Origin of the sequence: Sphingomonas sp. Leaf38 (genome assembly GCF_001421825.1) — a bacterium.
In the GTDB taxonomy this organism is placed as follows: Bacteria; Pseudomonadota; Alphaproteobacteria; order Sphingomonadales; family Sphingomonadaceae; genus Sphingomonas.
The window spans coordinates 104,762-119,821 of sequence record NZ_LMLD01000009.1; the positions used below are offsets into that span (position 1 = coordinate 104,762).

The window sequence follows — 15,060 nt, forward strand, 5'->3', positions numbered from 1 at the left end:
GCCCCTTTTCGTTTCTGCTTGGGAACGAAATGCGCAAGGTGGCGCTAGAGTTGCACGGCAGCTCGATCAGCTGCGCCAAAGCGATGGGGAGTGCGCATGTTCCTGAAAGGCAAGACCGCGGTCATCACCGGATCCACATCGGGGATCGGACTGGCCTATGCCAAGGCGTTTGCGGCCGAAGGCGCCGCGGTGGTGCTCAACGGCTTCGGCGACGCCGCGGCGATCGAGGCCGATCGCGCGGCACTGGCGCGGACCAGCGGTGCGGTAGCGCTGTACGATCCGGCCGACATGACGAAGCCCGACGAGATCGCTGCGATGGTCGCGCGCGCCGCGTCCGAGACCGGCAGCGTCGACATCGTCGTCAACAACGCGGGCATCCAGCACGTCGCCGGGATCGCCGACTTCCCGATCGACCGGTTCGACGCGATCATCGCGATCAACCTGTCGTCCGCGTGGCACATGATGCGCGCTGCCGTCCCGCTGATGCGCCAGAGCGGATGGGGGCGGATCATCTCTACCGCGTCCGCGCATTCGCTGGTCGCGAGCCCGAACAAGTCCGCCTACGTCATGGCAAAGCACGCGATCGCCGGGCTGACCAAGACCATCGCGCTGGAAACCGCGACAGACGGCATCACCGTCAACTGCATCTCGCCCGGCTATGTCTGGACGCCACTGGTCGAGAATCAAATTCCCGACACGATGGCGGCACGCGGCCTGACGCGCGATCAGGTCATGAACGACGTCCTGCTCGCGGCGCAACCAACCAAGGAATTCGTCACCCCTGAACAGGTTGCCGCATTCGCACTGTTTCTGTGTCGCGACGAGGCCAAGGCGATCACCGGCGCCAACCTATCGATGGACGGCGGCTGGACCGCAGCGTGACCCAAGCCCGCGCCCCCATCGCCAAACCCACCAGCACTCGACGCGATACCCGCCTGGCAACAGCCCCAACACTGCGACAGTCGACGATACGGACCCCGTTCGGCACGGCGCTATGGATGATCATATTGGCCGTTGGGGGAGGCGTAAGTGGGATGCGGGCCGCGGCGGCGGCACCCGTGCGCGATCGCGCGGACGTCGATGTCGATTGGCGCAGCGTCGCGACCTCTGCGGATCGTGGGCGGATACGCGGATGGCGCGGCGCATGGATCGCGGCACTCGCGCAGGTCAATCCGCTGGAGATCGTGCAGGACCCCGCGCTGTTCAATCCCGATCGTTCGATGGTCAATCCGCTGCCGCCGGCGGGGCCGTATCGGTGTCGCACCTATAAGTTGGGCGCGCGGGCCGGTATCGGGCCGACCTTCACGGCATCGGGATGGTTCGCATGCCGGATCGGTACCGCCGGCGGCGAGGCGGTAGTAAGCCTCGTCAAGCTCGACGGATCGCAGCGGCCGGTGGGGACGATCTTCGCCGACACCACGTCGCGTGCCATCTTTCTCGGGACGATGGAACTCGGCGATGAGACGCGCGCAATGCGGTATGGGCATGACGCGAACCGCGACATGGCGGGGCTGATCGAACGGATCGGCGCGCAACGGTGGCGCGTCGTGTTGCCCTATCCGCGATTTGAATCGTTGCTCGATGTGGTCGAGCTAGTGCCAGCGACGTAAAGCGCGCCCCGGCGACCATGCGCGCCGCTCTAGCGCGGCGCAGCGACCAAGGGCGATGGCGTGGTCACACGCGGCATTCCCGACGCGTCGGGCGCAGCCGCGGCGGATCCCGGCGTGGCGGTACCCAGTGCGGCGGGCCCAGATGCGGCAGCCCCCGGCACGGCGGGCGCCGTCACGGGCGACGTCACGGGCAACGGAGTCGACGTGATCGGGCCAAGGCTCGCCAGATACGCGTTACCGTGCAACCCGACCGGAATGACCCGCCCCGCGTTCCCCGCCTCCACTGCCTTCAGATATGAACGCGGTTTCTTCATCAGCCCGGGTTGATCGAGTGCCGACAGCCCCACCAGTCGTGCCGCCTCCTTGACGAAGGTGACGCAATTATGGTCGGCGACGCGATAGACGCTGTCGGGCTTGCCCTCGCTCCATGCGTCGACCAACCCAAGTATCGCGGTATATTGCGCATCGGTCATGACCACCGAGAACTGCGCATCGCTGCCCTTGATGTAGAAGGGCGTGGCAATATCGAGCTTGCCGGCGACCGGCTTGAACAACAGCGCAGGCGTCAGCGACTTGGCGGTAAAGCCGAAGTTCGCATCGACGGGCGCGCCACCGGCGTCGGCGAGGCCGCGCAACGTGAAAAACGCATGCGGAAAGCTGTTGCCAAGCTCATGGCTCCAGAAGGTAATGGTGACCGCTGCCTGGGCAGGTTGGACACATCCGAGACACAGGGCGAGCAGGGCGACAAAGCGCAGCAGCGAGTTCATGACCCGCCATTATTAATAAATGTCGAGCGTTGCCAGTGTCTTGGTGCTGATTTTGATCAGTTCGGCGCGGTATTCTCTCCATCCGCAGCGCGCGCCGAGTGCGCCGGGGCGAGGACGGCGTTCTCGCGCTTCTCGGGCCTGATGTAGATCGACGACAGGGTCGGGACCGCGGCGCGCAATTCGGTTTCCATCGCCTCGATTATGGTCTCGCCGTCGCCCATCGTCACCGAATCGTCGAAGTCCGCGCTGATCGCTGCAAAGATGCTTTCTGGGGCGGTATGGATCGTGCGGACATGGTTCACCGAGACGATCGCGGGATGCGCGGCGACGATTGTGCGGATCGTCGCGATCACCGCCGGGTCGGCGCGCTCGCCGATCAACAGGCCCTTCGACTCACGAGCGAGCAGGACCGCGACCATCGCGAGGATCACACCGATCGCGATCGAGGCGGCGCCATCGATCCAGGGCTGGTTGAACGCATGGCTGGCCCAGATGCCGATTCCGGCGATCACGAGTCCGGCCAGCGCGGCCGAATCCTCGAACAATACGATGAACCCGGCCGGGTCCTTCGACCGATGAATCGCGTCCCACCAGCCAAGATCACCCTTGGCCTTGGCGAATTCCCGCATCGCGATCGTCCAACTGCTGCCCTCGAGCGCGAACGAGATCGCCAGCACGACATAGGCAACGGTCGGGCTGGTCATCGGCTCGGGTTCGCGGATATGGCGCCAGCCCTCGAAGATCGACACGCCCGCGCCGATCGCGAAGATCAGGATCGCGACGACGAATGCCCAGAAATAGAGTTCGCGACCATAGCCGAACGGATGCGCGTCATCGGCGGGGCGCTTGGCCTTTTTCTGCCCGTAGAGCAGCAGGACCTGATTGCCGCTGTCGACCACCGAATGGACGCCTTCGGTCAGCATCGACGACGAACCGGTCATCCCGGCGGCAACGAATTTAGCCACGCCGATCCCAAGATTGGCGGCGAGGGCACCGTAGAGGACGATGTCGTCCTTGATGCGAGCGGTCAGTGTCTTGGCCATGCCGCCGTCCTACACGAGGGAGGGCGGTTGGAAAGGGGTGGCTTCGCAACAGGTTGGCTAAAGTGCCTGCGCCCCTTGCCGACGAGCACGGGTCCGTAGAACAGGGATGTCCGCCGGTGGACGAACCACCGGCGGGCGCCTTTCCTCCCCAGGAAACTGGCAGCGTCAGCCGAGTCGGCCGAGGCGGTGGTACAGCGCACTCATCCGCGTCAGCCGCGCGTCGTCGATCGAGGTGCGGCTGATCATCTCGCCAAGCACCTCCTTCATCAGCGCGAAATCGTTGGTCGAAAAGACGGCGCGGGCGCGAGGTTGTTCGGTGGTCGTCTGCATGGCTTGCCTCCTTCGATGGTGATCGATGATCTTGTCTCTCTCTTTACAGAGTGGCTGTATCGAGAAAGGCGATGCACAGTTCATAGCGGACATTTTCGTTGGGTTGGAACGCACTACCGTCATGCTCCAGCGTCGCGATGTCCGTGGCGCTTGCACCTGACGTGTCGATCTGTAAACATCGTGACAGGAGGGTTTGCGATGGCGGAACGTAAATTGCTGGCGGGACACGCGATCCGTCGTTTGCGGCGCGGCGCAGGGCTGACGCAGGCGGCGATGGCCGACATGCTCGCGATCAGCCCGAGCTACCTCAACCTCGTCGAGCGCAACCAGCGGCCGATCTCGGCAACGTTGCTGATCAAGTTAGCGGAGAGCTTCGACTTCGACCCGCGCGCGCTGACCGCGGCCGAGCCGGGCGGCGGTGCGGATGCGATCCGGCGGCGGCTGGCGGATCCGATGTTCGCCGATCTCGAGATCGACCGCAACGAAGTCGAGGAATGGCTTGCCAGCGCGCCCGGCGGCGCGGCCGCGTTTGCGCGGGTGTTCGACCGGATCGGCGGCGGTGCCGCGGTCGAGGCGGGCGACGATCCGGTCACGCTTGTCCGCCGCGAGATCGAACGCTGGCGGAACCACTTTGCCGATCTCGACGCGGCGGCGGAGGCGCTGGCGGACGAACTGCGGCTGGGCGCGGGCGATCTCTACGGCGCGATTGCCGAGCGGCTGCGCGCGAAGCATGGCCTGACGATCCGCGTCCTGCCCGCCGATGTGTTGCCCGACACGCTCCGCCGGCTCGATCTTCATGCCCGCCAGCTTCAATTGAGCGAGATGCTCGACCCCGCCTCGCGGACGTTCGCGGTCGCGTTCCAGCTCGGGCAGATCGAGGCGAAGGCCGAGATTGACGCGCTGGCGGTCGGGGCCGGCTTTACCGATCGCGCGGCGGAACGGCTCTATCGCCGCCATCTGCTCGGCTATTTTGCCGCCGCGCTGATGATGCCTTATGCACGGTTCCTGCGCGGGTGCGAAACCACGGGCTACGACATCGAACTGCTGCAACGCCGGTTCGGCGCGGGGTTCGAGCAGGTCGCGCACCGGCTGACGACGTTGCAACGGGTCGGCGCGCGCGGGCTGTCCTTCTTCATGATCCGGATCGACCGCGCGGGGCAGGCATCGAAACGCTATCCCGGCGCGAGCAGCGCGACGCTGGTCGAAGCGGACGGGCGCTGTCCGCTGTGGCGCCTGCACCACGCGTTCGACCGACCGGGCAGTCTGATGGTCCAGCTTGTCGAACTCGAAGACGGCGCGCGCTGGCTGACGATGGCGCGGACGGTGACGCCGCAGGGGAGCCGCTTCGGCGAGGTCCATGCCGAGTTTGCGATCGGGCTCGGCGTCGCGGCATCGCAGGCGGGTGTGCTGGCTGCCGCGAGTGGCCTTGATCTCGCGGGCAGGGCGATGCCGATCGGTCTGGGCTGCCGGGCCTGCTTCCGCAGCGATTGCCCGCAGCGGTCGATCGCGCCCGCCGGACGCGCGCTGCTGATCAACGACCGTGAGCGGCGGACGTCCGCATTGACCTTCGCGGGTGACTGAAGCCGGGGATGGGCCTCAAAAAAATAAACATAGGTCAAGGCGAAGCTTAAGGGGCGATTGATACGTACCTTTGTACGCGGTGAGCCTGTGCGTTCCCTCGCTGGCCCGCCGCCTCGCCCCCGATCTCGATGGGGGGTCAAGAGGATGCTCGATCCGTCCTTTTGCTCAGCATGTTTAGGGTCGGATCGAGCGTCTGTTCCGGACGATCAGGCCAGCCAACCGCCCGTGAAGCCCGCGCGTTGCAGCCCGCGACGGATATGCGGGTTGCGCTGCATCGTCGACCAGACCAGCCCGGTCCGCCAGTTTTCCATCATCACGACGATCGCCCCCTGGTCGATGCCAAGATAATCGCCGTCGACCCAGCCCATCTTCGGATCGATGCTGCCATGCTTCAACGGTGCGGATGGCGTGATCAACGTCGGGTTGAACGAATCGAGAAAGCCGTATTTGCCGTAAATCTGCGCGCCGTAGCGGCCATGCATCGTCTCGATTGCGCGGCGTGCCAGTTCGGGCTCGAACGCGATCGACGCGGCCGCGGCGGTCGGCGCCAGCGTGCCGTCGTCGCGGTCGTCCGGCCCGCGTGCGGAATAGCTGAAGAACTCGCGCTTGCGGCCGCCGATGTCGGCGGTGAAGTCACCCGGGCCGTCGCACGCGGTCAGGCCCCAGACGTCGGGACCATAGCCCGTCCACCCGCCCGGATTGGCGATCGCATAGGCCCGTTGCGCACGCACGGCGCGGCGGCTGTTCTCGAAATAATCGATGCCCTTCTTCGCCATGTAGCGATCGCGGATGCCGCGGAAGTCGATCCAGCAATGGCTGTATTGATGCACGAACAGCGGCGAGAAATGGACGTGCGGCTCGCCCCATCGGTCGGTCCACTGCGTGTCGAAGCGATCGGTCCACGCGTCCCAGGTTTCTGCCGGCAACGCATGTGTCGGCGATCCCAGCGCCAGCACGTACAAGAGCAGCGCCTCGTTATAGATGTTCCAGTCGTGCGGGATGAACCCGCTTTCCGGGTGCCACCCCATCGACAGGAATGGCGGCCGCGGCATGATCCAGTTCCAGTCGATCGCGGCATAGAGCTGGTCCGCCAGCGTGCGAATCCGAAGCTCGCCCGGGTGATCCGCATCGAACCAGCTCTGTGCGAACAGCACGCCGCCAATCAGCAGCGCGGTGTCGATCGTCGACAGTTCCGCGCGCGCGAACCGGTGGCCCTTGGTCGTGCCGAGGAAATGATAGAACAGCCCCTTATAGCCGCTATCGTCGCTCTTGCTGTCGCCTTGCGGCGCGGCGGCGAAGAATTCGAGCGTGGCAAGCGTCCGCGTGCGCGCCTCGTCGCGGGTGATCCAGCCATTGACCACGCCGATCGGATAGGCGGTGAGCGCGAACCCGACCGCGGCGATCGATGCGAACGACGGCGTCGGCCAGCGATCCGGCGCCAATCCGGTCGCCGGGTCCGTCGTTTCCCAGAAGAACCGGAAACTACGCTGGTGAAGGTCGGCGAGCAGCGCGGTAGGCAACGCGGTGCCGCTGCTGCTCCCGGTACTGCCGGTCGGGCCGCCGAGCCGGATGCGCGAAGGCACGGCACAGCCGGCCATGAGTCCCGCCAGGCCCAGCGTCGTGTGGCCCAGCACCTGCCTACGATCGATCATGACGTCCTTTGGTTACTGATACGCGAGAGGACGCGGGACGCAGCCGGGCTGCGGCCCGCCATTATGCTAGAACGAGAAGCCCGCCGACAGCTTGATCGTGCGCGGCGCGTTGCCACCCGTGCTGTAGGTCGATCGCTGACCGTAATTCGGATCGATCGGGCTGTTGTTGTAGTCGGTGTAATTGCGGTCGTTCATGACGTTCAGGATGTCGAGCCGCATGCGGACCCGCGTCTGATCGGTGATGAAGCCGAGCGGGACGTATTTGGTGAACGCGAAGTCCAGCTGTCGCCGACCCCAGAGGTCGCCGAGGCTATCCGCCTGCCGGCCGACCAGCGTCCGCGAGAACGGATCCGAATTGTCGATGAACGACTTCAGATAGCTTGGCGATTCGATCTGGAACTTGCTCGATATCGTTACCCCGATCGGCGTATCGACGCTGCCTGCGATCACGAACCGGTGACGCGGCACGCCCGACGACCGCAACGTCGGATAATCCGAGATCTGCGCAAAATCGAGCGCATAGGTTTCGCCGAACTGGCGGTTCTCGTCCGCCTGCGTGTAGGTGTAGGTCGCGTCGATGCTCCAAGGCGAGGCCGCCGAATAGGTCTTGGTCAGCTTGAAATAGACCGCATCGGAATTGGTCTTCAGGCCATTCGTGCCGAGGATGATGGAGCCGTAGCCGTTCGGCGAGTAGGTGAACGGGGATTGCGGGACGTCCGACACGCTCGCCGGATCGTTGAAGAAGAAGCTGCCGTCCGGGCGGCGATTGCCGAGCAGGAACGCGAACCCGTCGTTGCTTGCGATATGCGTGAAACCGACCTCCAGTTCGACCGGCGAGAAGCGCCCGCGTAGCCCGAGGCTGAACTGGTCCGCATAGGGCAGCTTCAGGTCGTTGTTCATCATGACGATGGCACGCCCGCCGCCTGCGGCCGAGCTCGTCAGTTGCTGGCGCCCGGCGTCGGTCAGATAGACCGGGTTCCAGGCGATGCAGGTCTGGCTCGGCACGCACGGGTTGAGCGAGTCGTTGCCGATGAAGTTGAACGTGCGGACCTGGTACGCGCCCTGGCTGACCTCCTGCTGGAGGAAGTCGAACTGGTTGCGGTCATACGACCGGCCATAGCCCCCGAACATCGAGAAGCGGCCCGCCTCGTCGAAGCGATAGGTGAAGCCCAGCCGCGGCTGCCACGCGCTTTTGAACGCCTTCCGGTTATTGCCGGTCGAGATATAGTCGTTGATGTCGTAATCGGCGCCTTTGAGGTTCGTATAGTTGGCGGGCGACACCGCCGCGACGATCTCTGGCGACGTAGCATAGTCCAGATAGGCCGGCGTCCGCTCATAATCCCAGCGCAGGCCGAGATTGAGCGTCAGGTGGCTGGTGACGTCCCAATCGTCCTGTGCGTAGAACCCGATCTGGAAATTGTTCGATCGGACGCTCGCACTGCCCGACGCACCCGGCGCACCGAACTCGAGTTTATAGGGGAGGGCGTCGTTGAACGCGACGCCGGGGATCGCGTTGACGTCGTAGGTGTATTGCGGGTTGGTCAGGTTCTGCTCGAGCGTGTTGAGCTTAACCCATTTGGCCTTGGCACCGACCTTGAACGTGTGTCCCTGCAGGCCGGTGAAGGTGAAATCGTCCTGGACGGTCCAGCCCTTCTGGCCCTTGGTCTGGAAGTTGCCGCCAGCGCCGGCGCGCAGCAGGTCGGTGCGCTGCGTGCCCGTGCCGATGCGTTGCGTCGCCTGGTAGAACTGCGTGATGCCGTCGGTCGAAGGCCTTGGCGAGAAGACCACGTCCTCGTACGACACGCGCGCATCGTTGATCCACTTGTCGCCGGTATGCTGCCAACGGAGCAGGCCGCGCTTGTCGACGACCTTGTTCAAGGTCGAGGTGCTGGCGGCGTTGATACCGGTCGCGTTCTGCAGCCCGGATTCGTTGCGATACTTGCCCGACAGTTCGATCAAATCATTGTCGGTCGGCACGATATCGATCTTGCCGAAATACAGGTCTTCCTTGAACCGCTGCGCGAACGTGCCGAAATTATCCTGGTATTGCTGCGGGATGGACGAGATCGGATAGCCGTTCTCTGGCCGCACGTCATACGGGCTGGAGATGCGCTTGCCTTCGTAGGTGGCGAAGAAATGCGCCTTGTCCTTGATGATCGGCCCGCCCAGCGCCGCGCCGAACTGCTTGTTGCTGGTCTCGACCTTGGAAATCGTCGTCGGGAAGATCTCGCTCGGGCGACGGTCGCGCAGATTCTGGTTGGTGAAGTCGTAGAAGCCCTCGCCGTGGAACTGGTTCGTCCCCGACTTGGTCACCGCGGTGATCGCGACCGAGCTGACCTGATCGAACTCAGCCTTGTAGTTCGACGACAGCACCTGATACTCGCCGATGCCGAGCTGAGGGAACGGGTTGCCGGGCGAGGAATCCTGGCCGGTGATGCCGTTCTTGAGGACGTAGTCCTTCTGGCTGACGCCATCGATGAAGACGTTGACGGTGCGGCTGTCCTGCCCGCCGCCCTGGATGCGCGATGCGCCGCTTGCGTCCTCGATGAAGCGCACGCCCGGTGCCAGATCGGCAAAGGCGAGGAAGTTGCGGTTGTTCTGCGGTAGCTGTTCGATCAGCCGCGACGAGATGACGCTGCCGACCTGACCGCCGGCGAGCGAGCGGATGCGGTTGCCGGTCACGACGATTTCGTCGCCGCCGGAGGCCGCGCCCGTGGCGGGGGCATCGGCATCGGGCGTGCCCGCGGGTTCGGCCCCGGTGGTCGCCGTGGGTGCAGTTGCCGCCGACAGGTCGAGGTCGAGCCCGGCGACCTGACCGACCCGCAGCGTGAACGCATCCGAGTTGCGCGTGCCGTTGCGCTGTTTGATTTCGAGGCGATACGTACCCGCACGTAGCGAGGCGAAGTTGTACGCGCCGCCGGCATCGGCCGGGACGGTACGGCGCAAGCCGGTCGAGATTTCGACGGCGGTAACCTCGACGACCGGATTGTCGCCGGGTGCGGTGATCGTGCCGCGCAGCGACGCCTGGCCGACCTGCGCCACCGCCGGCGTCGGCGCGAACAGCAGCCCGCTCGACAGCGCCGTCATCGAGACGACCGCCGCGCGCAACATCATCTTGGTCATGAAAGTTCCCCTTGTCCCGATTGTTCGGGTTTGTTGTTGTGGACGTTGAAAGGATCGTGGCCTGAGTGGAGGCCTTGCGAAGCGTGGCGTGCCGGGCCGGTGGACTCGCGCACGATCACGACCGGTTTGCGCTGCTCGACGCCATTATGATCGTCGCCCGCGATCGCCTTCACGAGCCGTGCGACGGCACTGGCGCCAAAACTGGCGATGTCGATGCTCGCCGACGTCAGCGAGGGCGAAATCAGCCTGGTCAGCGGGATGTCGTCGAAACCGCAGATCGCGATCTGGTCGGGTATGACGATGCCGGCGCGCTTGAGCGTTATCATCGCGCCGATCGCCATCATGTCGTTGGCCGCGAAGATCGCGTCGAAATCCGCTCCGTCCTCGATCAGCGTCGTGGCGGCGGCGGCGCCCGACGGCTCCCTGAAGTCGCCTGCCATCACACGGAGCGACAGCCCGGCACGCGCACACGCCGCTTGCGCGCCGCGCAGTCGTTCGTCGGCATCGATGTTACCCACGGGCCCCGAGATATGGACGAGCCGTCGGCGTCCGGTTGCGATCAAATGCTCGACCAGTGCCGACGCGCCCGCGACATTGTCGATGCGGAGTTCGGCGCGCGCCGATCGTCCCGGCGCGCAATTCACCAGGATGGCGGGCATGCCGACGGGCAGGTGCGCCAGCAGCTCGTCCGCCGACACCTGTGGCGCCATCACCACCAGCCCGTCGACGCGGCCGCGCATCGCGTGCAGCGCCGCGACGCCGCGTCGGGCATCGCCGTGCATCACCATCATCATGCAATACAGGCCGCGCTCGGACGCCTCGCGGTCCATCCCGCGCAGCAGCTCGGAGAAGAACTCGCCGTGCAGGTCGGGCACCACAACACCGATCATCCCCGACTTTGCCGAGCTCAAATGGCGCGCCGCAGCATGGGGAACATAGCCGAGCCGCGCGGCGACGCTTTCGATGCGCGCGCGCACTTCGGGGCGCACGTTGCTGTGCCCGTTCAGCGCACGCGACACCGTCGCCACCGACACCGCAGCTTCGCGGGCGATATCACGAACAGTGGCGTGCGGCATGAAGCGTCAGGATCCCCTCTGGCACCGATCTGCGCGTTGCGACCGGTATCTTGCTCTTGATGTAACCGGTTACATGATCCAGAAGCGGGGATCAAGAACCTTGCGACGATCGCCGTGCCGGTGCGTACCGGCGCGATCGCAGCAGGCACGGACGAGAGGGACTGGCGAATGGCGACAACGACGATTTCACGACGCGCGATGCTGATGGGCGTCGGTGCGATGACCGCTTGGGCAGCGAGTCCCGCGCGCGCGTTGTTGCAGCAGGCAGTAGGGGGCGGTGCAGTGCTCCCGGCATCGGTCGAGGCGATCATCGCGCACATGACCGTCGCTGAAAAGGCAGGTCAGCTGAGCCTGATGGCAGCCGCCTGGGCTGGCGGTGCAGCGACGACGCTCAATCCGGCCGGTGGCGCGACGAGTTTCGACGGACAATTGGCCGATGTGCGCGCAGGTCGGATCGGCGGCGTGTTCAACGGAAATGGCGCGGTCATGGCCAAGCGCATGCAGACCACCGCAATGCGCGAGTCCCGCTTGAAGATCCCGCTGCTGTTTGCCGCCGACGTCATCCACGGCATGCGCACGGTATTCCCCGTGCCGCTGGCCGAAGCGGCGAGCTTCGATCCGGAATTGACCCGCCGCACCGCGCGCGCGGCGGGCGCCGAGGCCGCCGCGTCGGGGATCGACTGGACCTTCGCGCCGATGGTCGACATCGCCCGCGATGCGCGCTGGGGGCGTGGCGTCGAGGGCGCCGGCGAGGATGTCCTGCTCGGCCGGCTGATCGCAGCAGCGCGCGTGCGCGGGTTCCAGGGGGAGCATGGTCTATCGGCATCGGACGCGGTCGCCGCCTGCGCCAAGCATTTCGCGGCATATGGCGCGGCAGAGGCGGGGCTCGACTACAGTACCGTGGACGTATCGGAGCGTACGCTGCGCGAGATCTACTTCCCGCCGTTCGAGGCGGCATTCGGCGCTGGCGCACCGACGGTCATGGCTGGATTCAACGAAATCTCCGGTGTCCCGGCGACCGCCAACGACTGGCTGCTGACCGGCGTGCTGCGGCGCGAATGGGGGTTCGAGGGGCTGGTCGTCTCCGATTACACCGCGGACGAGGAATTGATCGCGCATGGGTTCGCCGCCGATGCGCGCGAGGCGACCAAGCTCGCCTTCATGGCCGGCGTCGACATGAGCATGCAGAGCGGCTTCTACCTAAAACATCTCCCCGACCTGATCGCGGCGGGTGAGGTGCCGATGGCACGGCTTGATCAAGCGGTGCGGCGCGTGTTGGCGCTGAAGGTGACACTCGGACTGTTCGACGACCCGTTCCGGCGGATCGACCCGCGCCGCGAGAAGACACGCATCCGCACGCCTGAGACGTTGGCCTTGGCGCGCGAGGCGGGGGCCAAATCGATCGTCCTGCTCAAGAACGACGGCGACCTGCTGCCGCTGCCGCGCGCGGGAAAACGGATCGCGCTGATCGGTCCGTTCACGACCGGGCCGCACGATCTCATCGGGCCGTGGAACGTCTATGGCAGCAATGCCGAGGCCGTCGATCTCGCGACCGGCGTGCGTGCGGCGGTCGCCGATCCGTCGATGCTGAGCGTCACGGTCGGGTCTGCGATCGACGCGCCGCTCGCTGGCGGAATCGACGCCGCGGTGGCCGCCGCAAACGCGGCGGATATCGCCGTTCTCGCGATCGGCGAAAGCGAGGGGATGTCGGGCGAGGCACAGTCACGGGCCGACATCGTCGTCCCCGCCGCGCAGATGGCGCTGGTCGCGGCAGTTGCGGCGACCGGCAAACCGATCGTCATCCTGCTGCGCACCGGCCGCGCGCTGGCGTTGAGCGGGCCGGTGCTCGATGCGCCGGCGATCCTCGTCACTTGGTTTCTCGGATCGCAGGACGGGTCCGCGATCGCCGACATCCTGTTCGGCCGGATCTCACCGTCTGCGCGGCTCCCCGTGTCGTTTCCGCACGCGACCGGGCAGGAGCCGTATCACTATGATCACAAGAGTACGGGGCGCCCGAACCCACCGGGACCGGCGCTGGAATACAAGACGCACTATCGGTCGGTCGTCAACGCGGCGTTGTTCCCGTTCGGCCACGGCCTGACCTATGGCATCATCGTCTATAGCGCGCTCGATCTGGGCACCGCGCGGATCGACGGCGACAAGGGCGTGCTGGTCGTTCGCGCGACCATCGCCAACACCGGCCCGCGGGCGGCAGAGGAGACGGTCCAGCTATATATCCGCGATATCGCTGCCAGCGTCACGCGCCCAGTCCGCGAACTGAAGGCGTTCCGCAAGGTCGTGCTCAAGCCCGGCGAACGACAGGTCGTAGCGTTCACACTGCGCAAGGCCGACCTGCTGTTCATTGGCCGGGATCTCAAGCCGACCGTCGAGCCGGGTCGGTTCCAGGTCTGGATCGCACCGTCTGCGCAAGCCGAGGGCGTATCCGGCACGTTCACGCTGGTCTGATGGCGCCTTGCGGATCGCGGCGACGCGGGATGGCGATCACCGCCGCCAGCATCGCCGCGATCAGCACCGCCGGCCCTGCCAGCATCAGCCAGCGGATTGCGTACAGGCTGTCCGCGGTCTGGACCGTACCCGCGACGAAGCCGTTCGCCTGATAGACAGCGCCGATCGCAAACCCCGTCACCGCGAGCGCGATCTTCTGCACCAGTGCATAGGTGCCAAACGCCAGCGCCTCGACCCGCTTGCCGCTATGCGCCTCGCCCCAGTCGACCGCATCGGGAAGCAGCGTCCAGGCGGCGAGCGCGAAACCCGTGAAGGCCATCTGCATCGCCAGCAGGAACGCCGCGGTCGCGAAGCCACCGGGATGCGCGACCATCGTGAAACCCGCGGGCAACAGCAGTGCGAGGATCCCGGCACTGAACCAGACAGCGCGCGGACCCTTCGCGCGCGCGCGCGCGGTCCAGATCGGGACTGCGATCAGGCTGCTTACCGCCATGCCCGCCAGCGCGCGCGGACCGCCAGCGGCGTCGTCCAGCACGTAGCGAAAGACGTACAGCACCGACTGGCTGGTCAGCGCGGTGGCCGCACCGCCCGCCGCGGCTGCGAGATTGAGCGCAACGAACGCGCGGTTGCGGGCGAGCGCCGCCAGCCCGGACCGGATCGTCGGGCGGCGCGCGCTATCGGCACGCGGCAACGGCTCGGGCACCCGCCATGCCATGATCGCCAGCAAGGGCACGCCGACGACCGCCAGCATCGCCGCGGCGAAATCATAGCTGCCGGTCCGCTGTACGAGCCAGGGTAGCGCCAGCGCGACGAATATGCTTGCCGCCGACCCGAACCCCATCCGCAGTCCCGCAACGAGCGATCGTTCGCGACCGGTCTGCGCCACCCGCGTGGTCCAGGCGGCGTAGGGGATGTTGGTGAAGGCATAGACGGTGCGAAAGGCGATCTGCGTCGCCAGCGCCCAGGTCGCCGCGCCGGCGGGGACCGCGAACATCGCGATGAACGTCAGGCCGAGCGGCAACGCCCCCAAGCCGACCAGACGCCGATACGATAATCGCATCCGCTCCGCCGCCGCGCCGGCGAGGAAATCCGCCGCGCCATCCCAGGTCGCGCCGATCAGGAATACCAGCCCCGCGGTTGCCGGCGGCAACGCCAGCGCGTCGATATAATAGAATAACAGGTACAGGCTGATCGCCTGCCAATACAGGTTGAAGGCGAAGTCCCCCGCGCCGAACAGGACGAGTGTGGCTCGTGCGGCAGGGACGGCAGGGACAGGGGCAGGGGTTTCGTCGCGCGGCATATCCGCCGTTCCTTGGCCAACGCGCCGCGCTAATCAATCCGCGATCGCACCGCGTTTCCTCTTGCCGAGGCGAAACGTGACGTCACGTGGCGGGGCGTGACTAAGGGAAACG

The 15,060-nt window shown here is 65.9% G+C and carries 11 protein-coding genes; 4 read left to right on the forward strand and 7 right to left on the reverse strand.

Features of this window, described 5'->3' with window-relative positions; genetic code table 11:
- Positions 1 to 96 precede the first annotated feature (96 nt).
- Both ASE88_RS02840 and ASE88_RS02845 read left to right on the forward strand, forming a co-directional pair.
- Positions 97 to 882, forward strand: coding sequence for a 3-hydroxybutyrate dehydrogenase (locus tag ASE88_RS02840; RefSeq protein ID WP_055875784.1), 786 nt, complete (start codon positions 97 to 99; stop codon positions 880 to 882).
- A gap of 152 nt (positions 883 to 1,034) precedes the next feature.
- On the forward strand, positions 1,035 to 1,610 hold the full coding sequence (locus ASE88_RS02845; RefSeq protein WP_235527757.1) for a DUF4893 domain-containing protein: 576 nt from the start codon (positions 1,035 to 1,037) through the stop codon (positions 1,608 to 1,610).
- A gap of 29 nt (positions 1,611 to 1,639) precedes the next feature.
- On the opposite strand, the gene ASE88_RS02850 is transcribed toward ASE88_RS02845, so the two are convergent.
- The 3 genes from ASE88_RS02850 to ASE88_RS19170 all read right to left on the reverse strand — a co-directional run bounded on the left by ASE88_RS02850 (position 1,640) and on the right by ASE88_RS19170 (position 3,750).
- On the reverse strand, positions 1,640 to 2,377 hold the full coding sequence (locus tag ASE88_RS02850; RefSeq protein ID WP_200910133.1) for a hypothetical protein: 738 nt from the start codon (positions 2,375 to 2,377) through the stop codon (positions 1,640 to 1,642).
- A gap of 56 nt (positions 2,378 to 2,433) precedes the next feature.
- Positions 2,434 to 3,420: a cation diffusion facilitator family transporter gene (locus tag ASE88_RS02855; RefSeq protein ID WP_056475235.1), complete on the reverse strand. Its 987-nt coding sequence runs from the start codon at positions 3,418 to 3,420 to the stop codon at positions 2,434 to 2,436.
- 165 nt (positions 3,421 to 3,585) lie between these two features.
- The gene (locus ASE88_RS19170) at positions 3,586 to 3,750 is read right to left on the reverse strand and encodes a hypothetical protein (protein WP_200910134.1); all 165 of its coding nucleotides are present in this window, start codon (positions 3,748 to 3,750) and stop codon (positions 3,586 to 3,588) included.
- 198 nt (positions 3,751 to 3,948) lie between these two features.
- On the opposite strand from ASE88_RS19170, the gene ASE88_RS02860 reads away from it, so the two are divergent.
- Positions 3,949 to 5,331 (forward strand): helix-turn-helix domain-containing protein, encoded by a 1,383-nt coding sequence (locus ASE88_RS02860; RefSeq protein ID WP_055875793.1) that lies wholly within the window; start codon positions 3,949 to 3,951, stop codon positions 5,329 to 5,331.
- A gap of 206 nt (positions 5,332 to 5,537) precedes the next feature.
- Here ASE88_RS02860 and ASE88_RS02865 read toward each other — a convergent pair whose 3' ends face one another.
- From ASE88_RS02865 to ASE88_RS02875, 3 genes are all read right to left on the reverse strand, one after another.
- Complete coding sequence (locus ASE88_RS02865; RefSeq protein ID WP_056475237.1) at positions 5,538 to 6,983, reverse strand: glucoamylase family protein; 1,446 nt, start codon at positions 6,981 to 6,983, stop codon at positions 5,538 to 5,540.
- Positions 6,984 to 7,049: 66 nt separating this feature from the next.
- Entirely contained in the window at positions 7,050 to 10,106 is a 3,057-nt protein-coding gene (locus tag ASE88_RS02870) for a TonB-dependent receptor domain-containing protein (protein WP_235527765.1), read from the reverse strand.
- Positions 10,103 to 11,182, reverse strand: coding sequence for a LacI family DNA-binding transcriptional regulator (locus tag ASE88_RS02875; RefSeq protein WP_082463251.1), 1,080 nt, complete (start codon positions 11,180 to 11,182; stop codon positions 10,103 to 10,105). The genes ASE88_RS02870 and ASE88_RS02875 overlap by 4 nt, the downstream gene beginning before the upstream one ends.
- A 168-nt stretch (positions 11,183 to 11,350) precedes the next feature.
- On the opposite strand from ASE88_RS02875, the gene ASE88_RS02880 reads away from it, so the two are divergent.
- Positions 11,351 to 13,648: a glycoside hydrolase family 3 N-terminal domain-containing protein gene (locus ASE88_RS02880; protein ID WP_055875799.1), complete on the forward strand. Its 2,298-nt coding sequence runs from the start codon at positions 11,351 to 11,353 to the stop codon at positions 13,646 to 13,648.
- On the opposite strand, the gene ASE88_RS02885 is transcribed toward ASE88_RS02880, so the two are convergent.
- On the reverse strand, positions 13,635 to 14,948 hold the full coding sequence (locus ASE88_RS02885; protein ID WP_055875802.1) for an MFS transporter: 1,314 nt from the start codon (positions 14,946 to 14,948) through the stop codon (positions 13,635 to 13,637). The genes ASE88_RS02880 and ASE88_RS02885 overlap by 14 nt on opposite strands.
- Positions 14,949 to 15,060 lie beyond the last annotated feature (112 nt).

What these genes read in the sequence shown, in the direction of transcription:
- ASE88_RS19170 (WP_200910134.1), bottom strand. Translation starts at nt 3,750, where the DNA reads ATGCAGACGACCACCGAACAACCTCGCGCCCGCGCCGTCTTTTCGACC.
- ASE88_RS02855 (WP_056475235.1), bottom strand. Translation starts at nt 3,420, where the DNA reads ATGGCCAAGACACTGACCGCTCGCATCAAGGACGACATCGTCCTCTAC.
- ASE88_RS02880 (WP_055875799.1), top strand. Translation starts at nt 11,351, where the DNA reads ATGGCGACAACGACGATTTCACGACGCGCGATGCTGATGGGCGTCGGT.
- ASE88_RS02865 (WP_056475237.1), bottom strand. Translation starts at nt 6,983, where the DNA reads ATGATCGATCGTAGGCAGGTGCTGGGCCACACGACGCTGGGCCTGGCG.
- ASE88_RS02860 (WP_055875793.1), top strand. Translation starts at nt 3,949, where the DNA reads ATGGCGGAACGTAAATTGCTGGCGGGACACGCGATCCGTCGTTTGCGG.
- ASE88_RS02885 (WP_055875802.1), bottom strand. Translation starts at nt 14,948, where the DNA reads ATGCCGCGCGACGAAACCCCTGCCCCTGTCCCTGCCGTCCCTGCCGCA.
- ASE88_RS02845 (WP_235527757.1), top strand. Translation starts at nt 1,035, where the DNA reads ATGCGGGCCGCGGCGGCGGCACCCGTGCGCGATCGCGCGGACGTCGAT.
- ASE88_RS02870 (WP_235527765.1), bottom strand. Translation starts at nt 10,106, where the DNA reads ATGACCAAGATGATGTTGCGCGCGGCGGTCGTCTCGATGACGGCGCTG.
- ASE88_RS02840 (WP_055875784.1), top strand. Translation starts at nt 97, where the DNA reads ATGTTCCTGAAAGGCAAGACCGCGGTCATCACCGGATCCACATCGGGG.
- ASE88_RS02875 (WP_082463251.1), bottom strand. Translation starts at nt 11,182, where the DNA reads ATGCCGCACGCCACTGTTCGTGATATCGCCCGCGAAGCTGCGGTGTCG.
- ASE88_RS02850 (WP_200910133.1), bottom strand. Translation starts at nt 2,377, where the DNA reads ATGAACTCGCTGCTGCGCTTTGTCGCCCTGCTCGCCCTGTGTCTCGGA.